The organism is Actinoplanes sp. ATCC 53533 (assembly GCF_003947245.1).
The window spans coordinates 84442-99419 of record NZ_QHHV01000062.1; the positions used below are offsets into that span (position 1 = coordinate 84442).

The following is a 14978-nucleotide window of genomic DNA, read 5'->3' on the forward strand; positions in this document are numbered from 1 at the left end:
TGGCCGCCAGTGCCCGGAAGACTCCTGATGCGCGCAGCCGCACGGTAGGCATCGGGGGCCGGGGCGGGTGCGGCAGGTGGCGTCCTCTCGACTGGGGGTCCACATGACGATGACGGGTGCGACGCGGCGGGCCAGGGTCCGGCCAGGAGGAACTTCCAGCTGAAGAGCCGGGCCGACTCGGGCGGCTCGTGGCTCGGGTGCCAGACGGGCAACGACCCGTCGCACCCGAGCTGTTCCGGGCAGGCCGGGCTCAAGGTCTCCAGGAGCGGTGGTCCTGTCCTCCGGTTCCACCACCGGCACCGGAGTCAGAGCCTGGAACGTGCGGCCGGACTGTGGGCCAGGCGCGGAATCAAGGGGATGGAAACTGTCACAGTCCACGCGGTTGTCCGGTCCTTGAAGGTGAGCGGATCCTCCGGATCCGCATTCCTAGGGAGGCCACTGATGTCGGACGCCGAGTCGACGACCACCAGGCAGAAGCCACAATCGAACGCGTGGCAGACGGCGGTCACCATGGTGCAGGAGGCCGAGCCTCCCTTCATCCCGGCAGGCGCACACGCGGCGACAATCGTCGTCGAGTTCCCTCCGGGTGACCCCGGCACCCCACCGCACCGGCACCCCGGCCCGGCCTTCGGCTATGTGCTGGACGGCGAGATGGTATTCGAACTCGAAGGCGCACCGCCGCGCGTCGTCCGCGCCGGGGAGGCGTTCTGGGAGCCGGGCGGCGATGTCATCCACTACCAGGACGGCAACAATCGCGACGACATCGCGGTGCGTTACACCGTCACCATGCTCTGCGAACCCGGCAAACCGATGCTCACCCTGGTGGACGAGGACGAGCTTGCTCAGCGCGCGAGCCGCCGCTCCCCAGGTATCGGCTGACCCTCCTGGCCGAGAATGGCTCGAGCCGAGCGGGTCCGCGATATCCGCCGACGCGAGGCGCGGCCCCGCAGCCCGGCCATACAATTGAAACACTTGATACGCATGTTCTTTTCATCCGCAAAGACTTGGGTTCAGGTCATTGATCCGGATACAGTCGGCACGCCCTCCGGCAAGGGACGACCGACGAAAGGACCGCGATGCGCTGGCCGTTCGTCAGAGCGACCCTCGTGCTGGCCCTGCTGGTCTGCGGCGTGTTCGGGCACGGATGGCACGCGCAGGATGCCGAGTCCGCGTCGACGGTGACGTCCGTCCCGCACCACACGGCCTCGGGCGTCGGCAGCGTGACAGCCGGCCACGGCGCTTTCCGCGTGGCTGTCGACGAGGTCTCCCCGTCGAGCACCCACCATGCGGCGCGGGACACTCACCAGCCGGAGCACCATGCGTGCGGCACGGCATGGGCTGCGGACAAGTCGCACTCTCTCGCCGCTCCGGCCCTGAGCAAGACGGCGTCCCCCGCCGACCACGGCGGCCGCGGTGAACCGCCGATTGCCACCCCGGCCTACTGGTCGGGACGCAGCTTGTTGTTGCTGCAATGCGTCAGCCGTACGTGACAGGTCCACGCTTCGTGATCGGATCCAGGCTGCTCTGAGGCCTGGACCCGATGTCTGACTGCGCTCCCTCCACGCTCCCCTGCGCTCAGCAGGGCGGCGCACGGGATGCGCACCTCACCGGCGCTGCCCCTGACGGGCCGGCCCTGCCGCCTGTCACCGGGCGCGGGTCGCGCGGGCCCTTGTCACGTTGCGGAAAGGACCCATCGTGGTCGACCTTGCTTTCTCCCGTCCCGCTGGCCTACCCACCCCCAGCCAGCTGATCTCCAGCTCCACCTGTCATGACATCGATCAACTTGTCGGTAACACCCCGGTGCTGTGGACGCCGGACATCCGCGGCGGCTCGCCGCGCGGATTCTGGGCCAAACTCGAGGGCCACAACCCCGGCGGCATCAAGGACCGCCCGGGCCTGCACCTGATCACCCGGGCCCGGGAACGCGGCGAGCTCGCCCCGGGCGCACCAGTGGTGGAGTCCACCTCCGGGACCCTCGGCCTGGGCCTCGCCCTGGCCAGCCGGGCGTACGGGCATCCCGTCACCCTGGTCACCGATCCGGGCATGGAACCGTTGATGCTCAACCTGTTGCGTGCCTACGGCGCACGTGTCGACGTGGTGCACAGTCCGCACCCGGTCGGTGGGTGGCAGCAGGCCCGCCGCGACCGGGTCGCCGAGTTGCTGCGCGAGCATCCCGGCGCGTACTGCCCGGATCAGTACAACAACCCGGACAACGTCGACGCCTACCAGGGCCTGGCGCTGGAACTCGCCGCACAGCTCGGCCGCATCGACGTGCTGGTCTGCAGCGTCGGCACCGGCGGGCACAGCGCCGGCGTGTCACGGGTCCTGCGCGAGTTCTTCCCACGACTGCGCCTGGTCGGGGTCGACACCATCGGTTCGACCATCTTCGGCCAACCCGCCCGCACCCGGGTGATGCGCGGGCTGGGCAGCAGCATCCATCCGCGCAACGTCGACTACGACGCCTTCGACGAGGTCCACTGGGTCGCACCAGCCGAGTCGGTGTGGGCGTGCCGCCAACTGGCCGCCGCCCGCTACGTCAGCGGTGGCTGGAGCGTCGGCGCGGTCGCGCTGGTGTCGTCCTGGCTGGCCGACACCCTGCCCGACGACACCCGTATCGCCACGGTGTTCCCGGACGGCCCGCACCGCTACGCCGAGACGGTCTACAGCGACGACTACTGCCGCCCGCGTGACCTGCTGGACCGGCCACCCGCCCGCGAACCGGACCGCATCGACAACCCACGCCAGCGCGAGGTGACCCGCTGGACGCGGTGCACGACCGTGGTCGACCCGACAGCCGAGGCCCCCGTGCGGGAGGCGGCATGAGAACGACCATCGCACAGATCGCCTCGTTCAACCGGCCCGTGCAGCTGCTACTGATCAACCAGCTCACCATCAACATCGGCTTCTACATGCTGATGCCGTACCTGGCCGGCTATCTGTCAGCCGAGTTGGCGATGGCGGCCTGGATGGTCGGGCTGGTGCTGGGCATGCGCAACCTCAGCCAGCAGGGCATGTTCCTGCTCGGCGGCAGCCTCGCCGACCGGATCGGCTACAAGCCGATGATCCTGGCCGGCCTCGGGCTACGGGTCGTCGGCTTCGCGATGCTGGGCCTGGTCGACTCCCTGCCCGGGCTGATCGTCGCCTCGGCGCTGACCGGACTGGCCGGCGCGCTGTTCAACCCGGCGGTACGCGCCTATCTGGCCGCCGAGGCCGGTGAGCGCAAGGTCGAGGCGTTCGCCCTGTTCAACGTCTTCTACCAGACGGGGATCCTGGTCGGCCCGCTGATCGGCCTGGCCCTGCTCGGCGTCGCGTTCCAGTGGGTGTGCCTGGTCGCCGCGGTGCTGTTCCTGCTGCTGCTGATCATGCAGTCCCGGGCATTGCCCGCCCGCCGCGGCGACGACCGGGGCCGGCCCTCGCAGTCCATGCTGGCCGACTGGCGCCAGGTGCTCGGCCACCGCTCGTTCCTGCTGTTCTCGGTGGCGATGATCGGCTCCTACGTGCTGAACTTCCAGGTCTATCTCGGGCTGCCCATCGAGGTGCGGCGGGTCACCGGCGGTGAGACCGGCGTGGCGATCCTGTTCGCCGTCTCCGGGTTGCTGACCGTGCTGGGTCAGGTGCGCCTCACCGGCTGGGTGACAGCACGGTGGACACCCGCCCAGGCCATCACCAGAGGCCTGCTCGTGATGGCGGCTGCCTTCGTACCATTGGCTTTGGCCTCCACCGCCGCACCTGCCGCAGCCGGGCCGTGGCGATGGTGGTCCTCCGCGCTGGCCGTCGCGCCGGTGCTGGCCAGCGGCGCGTTGCTGACGCTCGCCACCATGATCGTGTACCCGTTCGAGATGGCCACCATCGTCAGCCTCGCCGGCGAACGGACCGTGGGCACCTACTACGGCTTCTACAACACCCTGGCCGGGATCGGCATCGCCGCGGGCAACCTGCTCACCGGGCTCGCCCTGGACACCGGCCGCGCCCAGGGCATGCCGTGGCTGCCCTGGGTCGTACTGGTCGCGACCGGCCTGGCCTGCGCGACCGGGATCGCGGCTCTGGGCAAGCAGGGACACCTGGGCCCGCGCGAGCATCCGGCGCAGGCCGTTCGGCGGCCTGCGGATGCGGCGGCTCGCTGACCGCACCGCACCACGCAGGTTTCAGCCCCGCTCAAGGCGGCCCCACATTCACGCGCTCCGCGTGAATGTGGGGCCGGGGCTGTCGCCGCGGCACGTCATACCTACGGCGAAACCGGGATCCTGTCCGATGAGGACGAAGCCGGCCCATGTGGCACGGAAGGGGGAGCAAGGTCATCGTCGACCCCCCTAGCGTCTACCAGGACACGGAAGCACGACCTCGGGGAGCAACGGATGCGCAACATCGGTCGGGGAACACTGCTGGCGGCCGGCGCGCTGGGGCTCACGCTCGCGGCGGCGCCCTCCGGGGCCACGGCCGGCACCTTCGCGGCGAGCAACACCGGGGTGCTGGACCTCGCGGCGGTCTCCGCCACGGCATACACGCTGGTGCTGCCCGACGAGGGCGCGGACTATGTGGATCCCGCAACGGGCGAGCCACCCTCGCGGTGCCGCACCGGCGAGCTTCGCATCACCGGCGACGCCGGATCCCTGCTCTTCGAGAACATCACCGGGCACGCCTGCTCGCTGCGGGGACACCCCGGCGTCAAGACCGCGGCCGGTGCGTTCACCCCCGCCGGCGCGGCAGCGCCGGCCATGCTGCTCGCGCCGGGCGACCACGTCCGGGCCGCGGTCCGACCGGCCACCAAGACCTGCGAGACGACGGTACGGGTGCCCGGCTTCCAGATCACGGCGCCGGAGGACAGGAGTACGTCGTTTGTCAGCGCGCCGCACGAGGCTTGTGCCGCGGGCTCGGTGGCGGCGTTCACCGTGGCTGGTTGAGGTTGTCGGTCGGCGTTCCCGACTGACGGCGGAGGCCCCCGGTGGGATCGGGGGCCTCCGCCGGCGGCGGCGATCGTGACCCGGCCTCGTTGTCGATGGTGTTCCTCCCAGGTTTCGATGACTCCATCGAACCGGTGCAGAACAGAGCGCCAATCCTGAGTCGGTGAAACCCCGGGGCTCCCTGGCGGGTGTCTGTCAGTGACAACACCGAAGGGGGACACGGCGTGGCCGAACACAGCGGCTTCGAAGAGTTCTACACCGGCACGCGACATCGGCTGATCATGTACCTGTACGCCATGACCGGCGACCGGGCGGAAGCGCAGGATGCCGCGCAGGAGGCCTACGTTCGGGCCTGGCAGCGTTGGTCCACCGTGTCCAGTTACGACAATCCCGAGGCCTGGGTCCGCACCGTCGGACAGCGCCTGTGCCTGAACCACTGGCGCAAGGCGAGGAACCGCATCGGCGCCTATCTCCGGCACGGAACCGGTCCGGACGCCGATCCACCGAGCGAGAACACCGTCGCGCTGATCAGCGCGCTCAAGCAGCTCTCCGTGGCCGAGCGTCAGGCCGTCGCCATGCATCACCTCATGGACCTCTCCGTCGCCGAGGTGGCGGCACAGACCGGGGTCCCGGTCAACACGATCAAGACCCGGCTGGCGCGCGGTCGCCGGGCACTCGCCGGCCTCCTCGACGAGGACGCACCCGAGGAGTATGCCCATGCCTGAACAGGCCTTCCACTCCCTCTTCGCCGAGACCGAGAACATCCGGTGGGACTCCATGAACCAGGTACGCGCACGCGCTCGCCGCCGCACCATCGGCCAGGCCGCGGTGGTGGCCGGCGTTGTCGCCGTGGCACTCGTCTCCGGCGGCGTCGCCGTGGCACAGCACCGCCAGCCGCCCGTGACGCCGCCTGCGGCCACCGCCTCGCCGACGCCTCCGCCGTCCACCCCGTCCAGCCCTGCCAGCCCGTCCAGCCCGTCCAGCCCGTCCACCTCGACGGTCACCGACCTCACCTCCGCGATGATGTTGCAGCCGCGGGACGTCGGTTCCGGCTACACCGTGTCGGGCGGCGACTTCACGTTCGATTTCGACTGGACCTTCGAGTTCGGCCTCTCGGCGCTCGGCTGCTCCCGGAGCGCCAGGCCGGCTCGGGTCGCGGAGCGCGAGCGCGAGCTGCGCAAGGGCCAGCCGCAGGACGAGACCTTCGTGCTCCAGCACACCCTCCTGTCCACCGAGGCCAAGGTCACGAAGTATCTGGCCGATGTCAGGACACGGGTGTCCGCCTGCGAGCCGGCCTCGGGGCAGTCGGTGCGCATCGCGGCCCAGGGTTTCGCCGGTGACGACTCGGTTCTGGTGGTCTTCGACCACGGCGCCGGCAATATCGCCAAGACCGTGCTGGTGCGCAAGGGCGGCGTGCTGACCGAGATCTTCAGCAAGCCGGGCCGCAGCGACTCGGCAAGCCGCGAGCTGGGCAGAAAGGCCGTGGCTCGGCTCTGACAATCTCGCCCTACCCGGCGGCTGGAGCTCGCACCGCGGTTCCAGCCGCGCTGCCGCCGTCGTCCGTCACGTCGACGCCGGAGCTCTGCGCCGGCACGGCGGCCCGCGCTACCGCGTCCACGTCGACAACCTCCAGCGCACCGATCCCGCCCATCACCGTCGCCCCACCCGCATGGTCCCGGCGAACAACGGCCTACGACTACGCCTGTTCTGACCTGCCCTGTCACACCCTTCACCTCACCAGGAGAAACCGCCGTGAAGCCCTCGCGTCCCCGCCCCGACCTGCTGCTCGTTTGCCACCCTTGAGTTTCCGCAGTTTGGGTGGCGGGTCGGCGATGGGTTTGACACGCCGGGTGGCCTGGAAGTTCGTGATCTTCGGGTGAGATGACGGAAACTCGGTCGGGTTACGCACCCGCAGTCCGCTCGAGTCGTGACCGCCGTCAGCCGCTTGTGGACAGTCAACGTCATGTCCGGTTAATCGGACAGGTGAAGCGGGGCACACGTGCCGCGATCTTCGACATAGCGTTTCCGTCGGGCCTCGACCGAGGTCCATCAACGGTAAGGACTGCTATGCCATTGAAGGTTCGAAGGGGGGCGCGGAAGGCATTGGCCGCCGCACTCCTGATGGTCGCCATTGTCGCGGGTTTCGCCTCGCCGGCTCAGGCGGACGACCCGCCGCCATGGGGCGCCCGCTACGAGGACGCCTACTACTACGGCTCCATCGACGCGAGCCGGTCCAGCACCATCCTCCTGTCCGAAAGCTGCGCCGCCGGCTGCTACGAATACGCGCGCTGGCATACGATCGGCGCCGGGTTGAGCCCGTCCGAAAAGCCGATCATCAAGCTCAAGAGCTACCTGACGAACCAATGCATCAGCAGCGGTGGCTCGACCGCCGGCGAGACCGCCTGGACGAAACCCTGCGCCAGCAACTACGAGAACTGGGAGCTGTTCAAGGTCCCGGACAGCGGCGGGACCTACTTCGTGTTCAAGAGCTGGGGTGCCTGGGTCAATCAGGGACTACACCTCTGCCTCCAAGCAAACGGCAACCCGGCGTACGTCCGCATGCAGCCGTGCAACACGGCCAACAACCGGCAGCGCTGGCGCTGAGCCCGGCGCATCAAATAACGGCGGTCCGGCGGCGCGGGGCCGCCCGTGCTTCCGGACCGCCTGTTGCACGTGCCCCGCAGCGATCGGGCGGCGCGCTGTGCCCGGCTTACCCGGACCGCACCGGCGAGAGAGACCGGGCGATCGGGGATGGTGTGCACCGTCGCTGAACGTGTGCTCGTCCAGCGCTCGCAGGAGTCAGGGTCGCCACCGTGCCGTGAGCGTCGCGGCCGGGCAATCCAGGTTCTTTACCGAACGTGATGACGACCTCGGTCGCCGGCGCCCTTCAACGCGGCATGACCGGGCACCCGATCAGCGATCCAACCAGCTATCGACCGAGGCATCGCCGACAGCCTCATGACGGGGGCAGCCCGTCAGAAGACACGTCGATCAGGTGTATCGCCTCGGACATTGGGATCGGGCGGCGGGATGCCGCGTCGAGGTCCTTGCCATCCCGGGTCCAGAGCGGACGGAGCACGTTGATGGCGTGGTCGAGTCGGCACGTTGCGACCTGGTCGGCCCAGCCCTGCCAGCGGAGCGACTCGTAGAGCCCGTCGGCGGGCTCTGGTGGCCTCCGGTGCCCGTAGGGCAGGCCGCACAGGATGGCCAATCCTATCCAGAGGTGCCCGGGGTTCTGGGGCGCCGGAGGCCCTCAGGAGCAGTTGAACTGCCGCCATTGATCTGCCAACCGCCGGCCGGGCGGTCCTACGCCCTTCGCCAGTTGACGGCAACTCCGACGTAGCCGCCATTGGGCACGACCACGATCTTCGTGACATTGCTGCCGGTGTAGTACGTGCGGGATGTCTGGTTCGAGGCGCTCCACACCTGCGTGCCGGACACGTTGTACATGCGGATCGTGTACGGCCAGTTCGGCCGCGAGCCCACGTTCGTTCCGGCGTCGGTCCAGATGGTCTCGTTGAACGCGGCGTGACCGTTGGAGTAGTTCAGCGCGGTCGAGCCGCTACCAATGTACGAGTCCTGACCGTCGTAGTTGTTCGTGAAGCTGCCGGCGAACGCGGGCGTGCTGCCGACGAATACGCCGACGAGCAGAAACACGGTCGTGATGACCACTGTCCTCGCCATGCTGGGGAATCGTGACATGCGGTTGTCCCTTCGAGTGCGTTTGCCCCCTGTCCGCACGCCGGGTCGGCGTGCGTCGGCGGCTTGCGGCCTGTGCCGATAGCTGACGGACAGACACACTCAGCCAAGGCCACGTACGCGCTCATCGGCATACCGCGCACCCGGGCGGGCAACACGGGATAGTCGCGCAGCGCCTGCATGCCTTCTGAGGCCGTCAGGTGAGCCGGCCATCAGTCATGGTCACCTTGGCAAGATACTTACTCTACTTGTATATTCGGCGCCATGCGACCGACTTCGCGTCCCGCGCTGCGGGAACCGTCGTACTTCGTCCTTGCTGGCCTGCTCGACGGGCCGCTGCACGGCTATGCCGTGATCAAGCGGGTGGCCGAGCTGTCCGACGAGCGGGTGACACTCGCCGCCGGCTCGCTGTACTCGGTGATCGACCGGCTGCTCGGCGAAGGACTCATCACCGCCGACGGTGAAGAGATCGTCAACGGTCGTGCCCGCCGCTACTACCGGCTCACCGACGAGGGGCACCGCGTACTCGCCGAGGAAGCCGACCGGCTCGCCCGCGCGGCCCGGGTGGTCATGGACCGCCTGCCGCACCACGGCTTCCCGCAGGGAAGCACAGGCAACCCTTCTACCGCGAGGATCAGACCAGCATGAGTTCCGACGTTCTGGAGAAGCGCTACCGCATGCTGCTGCGCGCTTATCCGGCCGAGTACCGCCGCGAACGTGCCGACGAACTGATCGACACGTTGCTCGGCGACGAACCGACCACCCGCCGATGGCCCACCCTCCGGCAGGCGGCCTCGCTGATCCGCGGTGCCCTGCGGGTGTACGGCGGCAGCACCGCGGCCCGGCCCACCGCCGTGCTGCTCTGGCAGGGAATCCACCTGGGCGCCATGGCGGTGCTGGCACTCGGTGCGCTCATCGGCCTGGACGACCTCGTCGAGGCGTTCCAGTTCGGCGGATTCTCCGATCCCCTGGCCGTCCTGCGGGACCAGGGAATTCACGAGGTCATGGTGGGCGCGGCACTGGTGGCGCTCGTCGCGGGCCGCGCCCGTACCGCCGCCGTCCTGACGGTGGCCGCGGCGGTGGTCCCGACCGCGTTCTCCACGTATCTGTTCTCCAACGGCCTGCCGCAATGGTGGGCACCGGTCGTGGCCGCACCTCTCATCGTGGTAGGCCTATGGCGTCCTGCGGACGTGTCGCCCGCGCCCCGCGCCAACGCCGTCCTGGTCACCGCCGGCATGGTCGCCCTGCACCTGATCCCGGTGGAAGGCTTCCGCAACGTCGACATGAGTTCTCGGATTCTTGCCGCCGCCATGGTGACCTGCGGGGCAGCCGCCTTCCTGTGGGTGGCCGCGGCCGACCAGCGGCTGCTGGTCGCGGTCATCCCCACCTTCCTGCTGGGCACGCTGCATCAACTGGACATTCTGTACAGCCTGCTACGGGCGGGCCAACTGGACGACACTTCGGTGAGTGAACTGTGGCACCGGCCAGACGCCCTGCCATCCCTGGTCGTCGCTGTCCTCGTAACAGCCGGCACGGTCGTCTCGACCAGACTGCGGCAGCGCACCCGAGCTTGACGAAGCGACGGTTGTCCGGCCACGGCCGGACAACCGAGCAAGAAACGGCGAGACGGCGGATCATCTACCTCCGAGTTGCGCATTCCGAAATCGCGATGAATCCGCGTTGCGGTGCGGAACGTTCACCCCAACGGATGCACTGACATCGGCTATGTCCGTGCGTCGCCGCGCGCCTCGCCGTGACGCCGGGTAGCGCGCGGATCGCGGCATTTTCAGACGTTTCGGCTTGACAGTCGCTCTACTTCGGTCTTGCCGGGGAATGAGGTGGTGAGCGCGGGAAGCGCCTGGCATTGTCGCGGGATGGCCAACCGACACTTCGGCAAGGCAGGCGACGTGTGGAAGCACCTCATGTTGTGTGAGGTGCTTGCGGCTCTCGAACCGACGCACTACGCCGAGAGCCATGCGGGCAGCGGCGCCTACGACCTCGTGCACGACGATGAGCGGAACTACGGCGTGGATCACTTTCTCGAGGTGTCCTCGGTAATCGAAACACTTGGCGCGTCCGCATACGCTCATGCGCTGCACAGGTTCACCTCGACCGGACGAGCGCGTTACCCAGGATCAGCGCTCCAGGCGATGACGTTGCTCGGTGATGCCTCCGAGTATCTGTTCTGTGACATGGACCCGGTAAGCGCGGACGACTTACGACGCTGGGGGCGGAAGCTCGAGCTGTCGCGATGTCAGGTCGTCGAGCGCGACGGCATGACCGCGGTAGCCGAGTGGCTCGACACTTGCGCCGGTAGTCGTCGTGTCGTCCATATCGACCCGTTCGACCCGTTCGCTGCTCAACCAGGTGGCCTGTCGGCAGTTCAACTCGCAGGGCAGGTGTCCGAATCCGGGTCGGTGCTGGTGTATTGGTACGGGTTCGACAGCCCGGTGGAGCAGGCGTGGGCACTCGCGGAGATCGCTCAGCGTACCTCTAGGCCACTGACCTGCTTGGATGTGCTTGTCACGGACGAAACAGGCCAGGGCATGAACGGCGATCTCGGCGTCGGGACGACACCCGGGACCGGCTTCGGCGTGGTTCTGGCGAACGTCGGAGAGCAGGTGATCGCCAATTGCGATCGCCTGGGTCGGGATCTCATCCGCACCTACGACGGCAAGCGGTTGCCTAATGGGCAGCAGGGCCGACTGAGGTTCACGCGTCGGCAGCAGGTCTGAGGATCCTCGGGGCGTGACAACGTCCTCAATTCGGCAAAGCCGCGCGTGGACCGCTACGTTCCGGAAGCCATGTACGCGGCGAGGATGTAGTTGGGATGGCGGTCGAGGGTCTTGCGGGCGCGGTCGGTCGGGTGCGTCGGTACCACCGCGCCTATGTTGCCGATCTGGCTCGTGTGATGGCGTTCGGGGGGTCCGTCGTGTTCGCGTGGACAGGGTCATCTGTTGTCTGCTGAGCACGCGGTGGGGCTTACGTGGAAGCGAAGGAGACGTTCGGTGTCACTCGCAGCCCCAGGACGAACGTTGCGGCCCCGGCGCTGGCGAGGACCGCGATGGTGGCGAAGACCGGGCGTGAGCCGGCGAACTGCAGCGCCGGGCCCGCGGTTACGGAGCCGATGAACGCGGCCAGGTTTTCGGTGGTGGTTACCGCGGCCATGACGTGCGGCCTGTGCTCTGGCGGGGTGCGCAATGTGAAGCGCGTGATGAGTGTCGCTGCGAGCACTGGCGTGGCCAGCCCGGTGAGGAACAAGCCGAGGGCTATGACGATCGGCCGTTCGATGAGCAGTAGCCACAGCGGCGCGCACAGAAGGATCGCGGCTGCGGTTAGGGCGTTGGTGCCCATCCGGCTCAGCGTGGTGACCGCGGCCAGGCTGCCGAGCGCGAGGCCGGCGCCGTTTGCCGCAGTGAGCAGGCCCAGCGTGCGGGGGTTTCCGCCGAGTTCGTGCAGAACCAGCACCGGTAGGCAGAGAAAGATCGCAGGGACCGTGAGCGTCACCAGGACGAGGGCGACGCCGAAGAGCCGCAGCGGGGGGTCGCTCAGTACGTTACGGACGCCGTCCCCTCTCGGAGGATGGTCGGTGAAGCGGGTCGCAGGAGCGTTTGCGGGCGGTCGCACGAAGGCGAGCACGATCAGGAACGAGACGAAGTACGTTCCGGCGTCGATCCAGAGGATCTCGGCCGGGCCGAGTAGCGCGATGAGGACGCCGCCGAGGGCGGGTCCGGCGAGCGCGGCGATCCTGGTCGCGGCGTCGATGAGGCTGTTGGCGCGGCCGACGAGCTTTTCGTCGGTGCCCCGCACGGGGCCCAGCAGCTCGGGCAGGATCAGCCGCTGGGAGGAGACGTACGGGGTTGTGAACGCTCCGAGCCCGAACGACACGGCGAGCAGGATCGGCAGGTTCAGTCCGTCGGCCAGGTGTAGCAGCGGGATGGACGCCATCAGCGGCGCCCTGGCCGCGTCGCCGATCAGCATGGTTCGCCGCGTGCCGAGTCTGGCGACCAGCTTGCCGCTGGACAGTCCCACGATCACAACGCCGGCGAACTCGGCGGTCAGGACGAGGCTCATCTTCACCGGCGAGCCGGTGGTGACCAGCACGAACCACGGCAATGCCAGCAGGGTGAGCCAGGACCCGAATGTGGACAGCAGTTTCGCGGTGAACAGGGCGAGCAGGCCCGGCGTGCGCAGCATCAGTTCGGACCGTTGTAGGTGGGTACGGCGTAGGCGAAGAACGCGACTCGGCGGGCGCCTTGTTTGCGGGGCCGGGCGGTGTTTGTGTACTCCGCGATGACGGCCTTGATCCGCTCGGTCGCCTCGGTGAGTTCGCCGGGATCGAGGTAGCCCGTGTCCTCGCCGAGCCAGGCCGCCTCCTGCCACGTGAGGTCGAACTCGTCTTCGTGACGCTGGTACTCGTCGAGCGCGGCCAGCCGCCGGGCGATGAACTGCTCCCGCAGCGCCCGGGACGCGGCGGTGAACTCCGGCGAGCCGTCCCCGGTCGCGGTCCAGGTGATCCCCCGGCTGGTGGCCTGCCACGGCCGCTCCCGGCCGCGCGCCAGATCGACGGCCGGTTCCACCAGGCCCCATTTCGCCAACTGGCCGACGTGGTAGCTGACCGATGCCGTCGATTCGCCGGTCAGGTCGGCCAGCGTCTTGCCGGTCGCTGGACCATCGACGGTGAGTAGTTCGAGCAGTTTGAGCCGGATCGGGTGGGCGAGCGCACGCAGGGCCTGCGGGTCGGTGACCTGCTTCCGGTATGGGGATGCCATTTAGCCAAGATATGTTGGCCAACAAGTCTTGGCAAGCATGAGCCCTGTGAGGAGGTGCAGCGCCTCGACCGAAGTGAGTCCCGCCAAGTCGATGCCGACGAGCGCACCCCGCACTGTTGACCAGGGGGCAAGGCGCCGTGGCCTTGTCCGCGACTCAGGACGCGAATATTGCTGGGTCAGAGAATCACCGAGATTTTGCAGATGTCGATGTTCGCGGAGTTCGACCCCGGATTGCTGGAATCCCCGAGCCCGCTGTTGTCCGTCGCCAAAGCAGGTGACCTCCGTGCCACCGAAGATGTTCCACAGCCGTTTCTTGCCACCGAAGTTGCACCGCCGCTGGTCAAGAGCCCGTCGTCGGCAGCTTGTGGGCCGCGGTTGTCGCCCGGACCACGCCAGCGAGCGCTTCCTACGTTGACATCCAATCTGATCCGACCTGGTCAGAGCAGGGGCGATTGGGCCAGGGTCTGGTGTCAACGGACAGCTGTCCAGCCGGTCTAGCCACTCACTCAGCCTCGATCCACCGATGAATGTTGATGGGTGGCGGCGTGCCGATATAGAAAGTGCCCTCTGAACTGGGAGGATAGGAGTTACGACGCTTCTATTCCACCGGTTCGAGAGGGCACCTCGCAGGTGAGATTACGCCAAGACACGCCAGTCGTGCGCGCAACGTTCGACGATCCGAATCTCGTGTCGTGCGCCGGGCTCGTGCCGGTGATGCGCCTGGCCGATCAGGTCGGCCTGCACGACGCGGTCGCCGGCCGGGTCCGGCTGCCGACGGACAAGGGGTCGAACCCCGCGGGCAAGCTCGCCACGATCGTCGCGGCGATGCTCGCCGGCGCGGACAGCATCGACGACCTCGACATCGCCCGACACGGTGGCATGCGGTCGCTGTTCACCAGCGTGTACGCGCCCTCGACGCTCGGATCGTTCCTGCGCACGTTCACCCACGGCCACGTGCGGCAGTTGCAGGCCGCCGCCCGCGACACCTTGATCGGCCTGGCCGGCCGGGTGCCGCTACTGGACGGCGCCGACACGCTGTGCTTTGTGGACATCGACTCGATGCTGCGCCGCGTCTACGGCAAACAGAAACAGGGCATCGGGTTCGGCCACGCCAAGGTCGGCGGCTACAACGTCTACCTACGCGGATACAACCCGCTGATCACCACCATCTCCACACCGCTGTCGGCGCCGGTCATCGCCGCCACGAGGCTACGTTCGGGTAACGCCGGCTCCGCCCGCGGCGCCGCCAGCATGATCGCCGAAGCGATCACGACCGCCCGCTCGTGCGGCGCGTCGGGTGAGATCGTGGTCCGGGCGGACTCGGCGTTCTACACCAAAACGGTGATTACCACCTGCTGGCGTCGTGACGTGCGGTTCTCGGTCACCACCCGGATCGACGCGAAGATCCGTACCGCGTGCGACAGCATCAGCGACGATCAGTGGCTCGACATCAAGTATCCGCGGGCCGTCTTCGACGAAGACCAGCAGCGGTGGATCTCCGACGCGCAGATCGCCGAAACCGTCTACACCGCGTTCGCCGGCACCCGCCACGCGGTGACCGCCCGGCTGATCGTGCGCCGGATCCGCCGCGACGACCCCACGCAGA

General features: G+C 68.2%; 17 protein-coding genes. 12 read left to right on the forward strand and 5 right to left on the reverse strand.

Features of this window, described 5'->3' with window-relative positions; all coding sequences use genetic code 11:
• Window positions 1-441 precede the first annotated feature (441 nt).
• From DMB66_RS21715 to DMB66_RS21745, 7 genes are all read left to right on the forward strand, one after another.
• A complete protein-coding gene (locus DMB66_RS21715) occupies window positions 442-879 on the forward strand; it encodes a cupin domain-containing protein (RefSeq protein ID WP_125805945.1) in 438 nt (145 codons plus the stop codon).
• 197 nt (window positions 880-1076) lie between these two features.
• Entirely contained in the window at window positions 1077-1490 is a 414-nt protein-coding gene (locus DMB66_RS21720; protein ID WP_125805946.1) for a hypothetical protein, read from the forward strand.
• A 205-nt stretch (window positions 1491-1695) separates the two neighbouring features.
• The gene (locus tag DMB66_RS21725; protein ID WP_125805947.1) at window positions 1696-2823 is read left to right on the forward strand and encodes a PLP-dependent cysteine synthase family protein; all 1128 of its coding nucleotides are present in this window, start codon (window positions 1696-1698) and stop codon (window positions 2821-2823) included.
• A complete protein-coding gene (locus DMB66_RS21730) occupies window positions 2820-4124 on the forward strand; it encodes an MFS transporter (RefSeq protein WP_125805948.1) in 1305 nt (434 codons plus the stop codon). The genes DMB66_RS21725 and DMB66_RS21730 overlap by 4 nt, the downstream gene beginning before the upstream one ends.
• Before the next feature lie 231 nt (window positions 4125-4355).
• Window positions 4356-4901, forward strand: a complete 546-nt coding sequence (locus tag DMB66_RS21735; protein ID WP_125805949.1) for a DUF4232 domain-containing protein — start codon at window positions 4356-4358, stop codon at window positions 4899-4901.
• 224 nt (window positions 4902-5125) lie between these two features.
• Entirely contained in the window at window positions 5126-5626 is a 501-nt protein-coding gene (locus tag DMB66_RS21740; RefSeq protein WP_125805950.1) for a sigma-70 family RNA polymerase sigma factor, read from the forward strand.
• The gene (locus tag DMB66_RS21745) at window positions 5619-6398 is read left to right on the forward strand and encodes a hypothetical protein (RefSeq protein ID WP_125805951.1); all 780 of its coding nucleotides are present in this window, start codon (window positions 5619-5621) and stop codon (window positions 6396-6398) included. Before DMB66_RS21740 ends, DMB66_RS21745 begins: the two co-directional genes overlap by 8 nt.
• A gap of 10 nt (window positions 6399-6408) precedes the next feature.
• Here DMB66_RS21745 and DMB66_RS61290 read toward each other — a convergent pair whose 3' ends face one another.
• On the reverse strand, window positions 6409-6552 hold the full coding sequence (locus DMB66_RS61290; RefSeq protein WP_158647316.1) for a hypothetical protein: 144 nt from the start codon (window positions 6550-6552) through the stop codon (window positions 6409-6411).
• Between the two features lie 452 nt (window positions 6553-7004).
• Here DMB66_RS61290 and DMB66_RS21750 point away from each other — a divergent pair, with 452 nt between their 5' ends.
• A complete protein-coding gene (locus DMB66_RS21750; protein WP_125805952.1) occupies window positions 7005-7505 on the forward strand; it encodes a hypothetical protein in 501 nt (166 codons plus the stop codon).
• 352 nt (window positions 7506-7857) lie between these two features.
• On the opposite strand, the gene DMB66_RS65970 is transcribed toward DMB66_RS21750, so the two are convergent.
• Both DMB66_RS65970 and DMB66_RS21760 read right to left on the reverse strand, forming a co-directional pair.
• On the reverse strand, window positions 7858-8112 hold the full coding sequence (locus DMB66_RS65970) for a DUF2625 family protein (protein ID WP_158647317.1): 255 nt from the start codon (window positions 8110-8112) through the stop codon (window positions 7858-7860).
• Window positions 8113-8207: 95 nt separating this feature from the next.
• Window positions 8208-8585 carry a hypothetical protein gene (locus DMB66_RS21760; protein WP_125805953.1) on the reverse strand — a complete coding sequence of 126 codons (378 nt, stop codon included), beginning with the start codon at window positions 8583-8585 and terminating at the stop codon, window positions 8208-8210.
• A gap of 279 nt (window positions 8586-8864) precedes the next feature.
• On the opposite strand from DMB66_RS21760, the gene DMB66_RS21765 reads away from it, so the two are divergent.
• The 3 genes from DMB66_RS21765 to rlmJ all read left to right on the forward strand — a co-directional run bounded on the left by DMB66_RS21765 (window position 8865) and on the right by rlmJ (window position 11335).
• Entirely contained in the window at window positions 8865-9248 is a 384-nt protein-coding gene (locus tag DMB66_RS21765; RefSeq protein ID WP_125805954.1) for a PadR family transcriptional regulator, read from the forward strand.
• Window positions 9245-10174 (forward strand): hypothetical protein, encoded by a 930-nt coding sequence (locus tag DMB66_RS21770; protein ID WP_125805955.1) that lies wholly within the window; start codon window positions 9245-9247, stop codon window positions 10172-10174. Before DMB66_RS21765 ends, DMB66_RS21770 begins: the two co-directional genes overlap by 4 nt.
• A 300-nt stretch (window positions 10175-10474) precedes the next feature.
• On the forward strand, window positions 10475-11335 hold the full coding sequence (gene rlmJ, locus DMB66_RS21775; RefSeq protein WP_125805956.1) for a 23S rRNA (adenine(2030)-N(6))-methyltransferase RlmJ: 861 nt from the start codon (window positions 10475-10477) through the stop codon (window positions 11333-11335).
• A 247-nt stretch (window positions 11336-11582) separates the two neighbouring features.
• Here rlmJ and DMB66_RS21780 read toward each other — a convergent pair whose 3' ends face one another.
• The gene (locus tag DMB66_RS21780) at window positions 11583-12797 is read right to left on the reverse strand and encodes an MFS transporter (protein ID WP_158647318.1); all 1215 of its coding nucleotides are present in this window, start codon (window positions 12795-12797) and stop codon (window positions 11583-11585) included.
• The gene (locus DMB66_RS21785) at window positions 12797-13372 is read right to left on the reverse strand and encodes a helix-turn-helix transcriptional regulator (RefSeq protein ID WP_125805958.1); all 576 of its coding nucleotides are present in this window, start codon (window positions 13370-13372) and stop codon (window positions 12797-12799) included. The genes DMB66_RS21780 and DMB66_RS21785 overlap by 1 nt, the downstream gene beginning before the upstream one ends.
• 657 nt (window positions 13373-14029) lie before the next feature.
• Here DMB66_RS21785 and DMB66_RS21790 point away from each other — a divergent pair.
• The coding region (locus DMB66_RS21790; RefSeq protein ID WP_233624750.1) for an IS1380 family transposase at window positions 14030-14978 on the forward strand (949 nt) is incomplete at its 3' end.

Excerpts from the sequence above, each read along its gene's own strand:
- DMB66_RS21715 (WP_125805945.1), top strand. The coding sequence starts at position 442 with ATGTCGGACGCCGAGTCGACGACCACCAGGCAGAAGCCACAATCGAAC.
- DMB66_RS21720 (WP_125805946.1), top strand. The coding sequence starts at position 1,077 with ATGCGCTGGCCGTTCGTCAGAGCGACCCTCGTGCTGGCCCTGCTGGTC.
- DMB66_RS21730 (WP_125805948.1), top strand. The coding sequence starts at position 2,820 with ATGAGAACGACCATCGCACAGATCGCCTCGTTCAACCGGCCCGTGCAG.
- DMB66_RS21735 (WP_125805949.1), top strand. The coding sequence starts at position 4,356 with ATGCGCAACATCGGTCGGGGAACACTGCTGGCGGCCGGCGCGCTGGGG.
- DMB66_RS21745 (WP_125805951.1), top strand. The coding sequence starts at position 5,619 with ATGCCTGAACAGGCCTTCCACTCCCTCTTCGCCGAGACCGAGAACATC.
- DMB66_RS61290 (WP_158647316.1), bottom strand. The coding sequence starts at position 6,552 with ATGGGCGGGATCGGTGCGCTGGAGGTTGTCGACGTGGACGCGGTAGCG.
- DMB66_RS21760 (WP_125805953.1), bottom strand. The coding sequence starts at position 8,585 with ATGGCGAGGACAGTGGTCATCACGACCGTGTTTCTGCTCGTCGGCGTA.
- DMB66_RS21765 (WP_125805954.1), top strand. The coding sequence starts at position 8,865 with ATGCGACCGACTTCGCGTCCCGCGCTGCGGGAACCGTCGTACTTCGTC.
- DMB66_RS21770 (WP_125805955.1), top strand. The coding sequence starts at position 9,245 with ATGAGTTCCGACGTTCTGGAGAAGCGCTACCGCATGCTGCTGCGCGCT.
- rlmJ (WP_125805956.1), top strand. The coding sequence starts at position 10,475 with ATGGCCAACCGACACTTCGGCAAGGCAGGCGACGTGTGGAAGCACCTC.
- DMB66_RS21780 (WP_158647318.1), bottom strand. The coding sequence starts at position 12,797 with ATGCTGCGCACGCCGGGCCTGCTCGCCCTGTTCACCGCGAAACTGCTG.
- DMB66_RS21785 (WP_125805958.1), bottom strand. The coding sequence starts at position 13,372 with ATGGCATCCCCATACCGGAAGCAGGTCACCGACCCGCAGGCCCTGCGT.